Origin of the sequence: Agromyces sp. ISL-38 (assembly GCF_018613935.1) — a bacterium.
GTDB lineage: Bacteria > Actinomycetota > Actinomycetes > Actinomycetales > Microbacteriaceae > Agromyces.
The window spans coordinates 1,986-5,457 of the sequence record NZ_JAGGPF010000024.1 but is presented as its reverse complement, the minus strand read 5'-3'; the positions used below and the strand labels follow the sequence as shown (position 1 = coordinate 5,457).

The 3,472-nt window shown below is 69.4% G+C and carries 2 protein-coding genes; one reads left to right on the top strand and one right to left on the bottom strand.

Going from position 1 to position 3,472, the window contains the following annotated elements; genetic code table 11:
• Window positions 1-121: 121 nt before the first annotated feature.
• Window positions 122-2,089 (bottom strand): acetate--CoA ligase, encoded by a 1,968-nt coding sequence (gene acs, locus J7E25_RS17635; protein WP_214871475.1) that lies wholly within the window; start codon window positions 2,087-2,089, stop codon window positions 122-124.
• Window positions 2,090-2,552: 463 nt separating this feature from the next.
• Between acs and J7E25_RS17630 the strand changes: the two genes are divergently transcribed.
• The coding region (locus J7E25_RS17630; RefSeq protein WP_214871477.1) for a CpaF family protein at window positions 2,553-3,472 on the top strand (920 nt) is incomplete at its 3' end.

Below are 3,472 nucleotides of genomic sequence, written 5' to 3'. Positions count from 1 at the left end.
CCTCCCGACGAGACGCGCAGGAACGTCGGATGTTGCGGCGTTAGCGCGGATGGCGCGGTGCACGGCGGATGCCGCGGCGGGATCACTCCCGGCCGCGGCATCCGCCGTTCAGGGCGTGGTTCTACCTGACCTGCGCGCTGATGACCTGCATGATCGACGTGTCGGCGAGCGTCGTCGTGTCGCCGATCTCGCGGCCCTCGGCGAGGTCGCGGAGGAGCCGGCGCATGATCTTGCCCGAGCGCGTCTTCGGCAGCTCGTTCACGATGAACACCTGCCGCGGTCGCGCGATCGCGCCGATCTGGTTGGCGACGTGCCGGCGCAGCTCTTCGCTCGCCTCGGCCGGATCGGTGACGAGCGCGGCCTGGCTCGCCTTCAGGATCACGAACGCGACGACGGCCTGGCCCGTGGTCTCGTCGGATGCGCCGACGACGGCGGCCTCGGCGGTCCACGGGTGTGCCACGAGGGACGACTCGATCTCGGCGGTCGAGAGTCGGTGGCCCGACACGTTCATGACGTCGTCGACGCGGCCGAGCAGCCAGATGTCGCCGTCCTCATCACGGCGAGCACCGTCGCCGGCGAAGTACATCGCTTTTGTGGGCTCAGTGCCGAACTTCTCCCAGTAGGTCTCCTTGAAGCGCTCGGGATCGCCCCAGATGCCGCGGAGCATCGACGGCCACGGCTCGGTGACGACGAGGAGTCCGCCGCCCTCGCCCTCGACGGGCGTGCCATCGTCACTCAGGATGTCGATCGAGATGCCCGGGATCGGCACCTGCGCGCTGCCGGGCTTCAGGTCGGTGATGCCGGGCAGCGCCGAGATCATGATCGCGCCGGTCTCGGTCTGCCACCATGTGTCGACCACGGGGATCGAGCCGCCGCCGATGACGTGCCGGTACCAGATCCACGCTTCGGGGTTGATCGGCTCGCCGACCGAGCCGAGCAGGCGGAGCGAGCGCAGGTTGAACGCCTGTGGAATCTGCCGCCCGAGCTTCATGAACGAGCGGATGGCGGTGGGCGCGGTGTAGAGGATCGAGACCTTGTACTTCTCGACGATCTCCCACCAGCGGCCCGCATGCGGCGTGTCGGGCGTTCCCTCATAGACGACCTGCGTTGCGGCGTTCGCGAGAGGACCGTAGACGACGTAGGAGTGCCCTGTGATCCAGCCGACGTCGGCGGTGCACCAGTAGACGTCGGTCTCTGGGTGCAGGTCGAAGACGTTCTTGTGGGTGAACGCGACTTGCGTGAGGTATCCGCCGCTCGTGTGCAGGATCCCCTTGGGCTTGCCGGTGGTGCCGCTCGTGTAGAGGATGAACAGCGGATGCTCCGCCGGGAAGCCCCGCGCCTCATGTTCGGCCGAGGCATCCGCCACCGTCTCATGCCACCAGTGGTCGCGACCCTGCGTCCACGGCACCTCGTTCTCGCCGCGGCGCACGACGAGCACGTGCTGGACGCTCCCGGCAGTCTTCGCGAGTGCCTCGTCGACGGTGGACTTCAGGGGGAAGACCTTGCCCTTGCGGTAGCCGCCGTCGGCGGTGATCACGAGGGATGCCTCGGCGTCGTCGATGCGGGACGCGAGGCTGTCGGCGCTGAACCCGCCGAAGACGACCGAGTGGATGGCGCCGATGCGGGCGACGGCGAGCATCGAGACGATCGCCTCGGGGATCATCGGCAGGTAGATGGCGACGCGGTCGCCTTCCCCCACGCCGAGATCGGTGAGCACGTTCGCCGCTTGCTTCACCTCGGCGGTGAGCTCGGCGTAGGTGATGTCGCGGCTGTCGCCGGGCTCGCCCTCCCAGTGGATGGCGACGCGGTCGCCGAGGCCTGCCGCGACATGCCGGTCGAGGCAGTTCACCGCGACGTTGAGCTCGCCGTCGTCGAACCACTTCGCGAAGGGCGGGTTCGACCAGTCGAGGGTGCGGGTGAAGGGCTTCTCCCAATCGAGGAGCTCGCGGGCCTGGTCGGCCCAGAAGCCGAGGCGGTCGGCGCGAGCCGCTTCGGCGAGGTGCTCGTCGGCGACGGCTTGGGCGGCGAACTCGGGGCTCGGGCGGAATCGCCTGATCTCTTCGAGCGCGTGATCGATCTGAACGGTCATGATTGTCCGGTCGCTCCTTCGCGAATGAATTCATGGTTGGGTCGCCTGCCCCAATCAGCACCTTACCCGCCGCTTCGGCGGGTTCAGTACCGCTCGGTCCCGAGAGGTCGTACGCTGTGGTTATGGCACCCGAACGGGGGCTAGCTGTGCCTTTGCCCACAGATTTCTGTGTGTCGGCACAAATGGGGACAAAAAATACTTGCGCATTGGTCCTCAAGCCGTATGCTGAGTACCGCCCGAACACTCGTTTCGTGGCCTGCAGCGCTTGTGATTCCCCCCAATCCTTGCGCTGCCGAGGCGGCACCTGTTCCCCCCAATGGGTGCCGCCCCCTTTCGTTAACGGGCACTGTTTCGGCAGTGCTGGCAGGTCGAGTCCTCCTCCACAACGGTGTGGAGGAGGACTTTCCTGCATCTGCCCGGCGACGGATGCCTCGGCGCCGCCGTGCGTGCCTACGCTCGCCGCATGAGCATTCCCTTCGTCGCCACCCCGTCATGGGAGCCCGAGCCGGTTGAGCCTGCGCCGGGTGTCTCCGCTCGCACCGCGTGGCCGGCGGAGGCGGAGCAGGGCGGCGCAATCGAGGCATCCGATGCCGGCACGTCGCCGTCTCGCACCCGAATGCCGGGCGCCGCCGCGACCGACCTGTCGGTGCTCGGGCCGCTCGAGCCGTTCGCGGCGGCCGGTCCCGTAACCGACCTCTTCGTGAACGGAGCGTTCGGCCTGTGGATCGATCGCGGCGCCGGCGCCGAGCGGGCGTCGGCGTGGTCGGCCGACGAGGCCGAGGTGCGCGCGCTCGCCGTGCGGCTCATCGCTCGCGGGGGCCGGCACATCGACGAGGCGACCCCGGCCGTCGACGTGCGCCTGGGGCGCGGCATCCGCGTTCACGCCGTGCTTCCGCCCGTGTCGAGCAGCGGCACCCTCATCTCGGTGCGCGTGCCCCGCGCCGCGGGCTTCTCACTCGCGGCGCTCGCCCGGGCAGGCATGCTCGACGCCGCGCAGGAGGCGAGGCTCCGCGAGGCGGTCGCGGCGCGTGAGAACCTGCTCGTCACCGGCGCCGGCGGCACCGGAAAGACCACGCTGCTGTCGGCGCTGCTCGGCGAGGCGCCTGCTCGGGAGCGCATCGTCGTGATCGAAGACGTCGCCGAGCTCCAGGTCGCCCACCAGCATGTCGTCGCCCTCGAGGCCCGGCAGGCGAACCTCGAGGGCAGCGGCCGGGTCGGACTCGACGCCCTGCTTCGCGAGGCACTGCGCATGCGCCCCGACCGACTCGTCGTCGGCGAGTGCCGTGGCGCGGAGCTCCGCGAGCTGCTTGCCGCACTCAACACGGGCCACGACGGCGGCGCGGGCACATTGCACGCGAATTCGCTCGCCGATGTTCCTGCGCG

What these genes read in the sequence shown, in the direction of transcription:
- acs (WP_214871475.1), bottom strand. Translation starts at nt 2,089, where the DNA reads ATGACCGTTCAGATCGATCACGCGCTCGAAGAGATCAGGCGATTCCGC.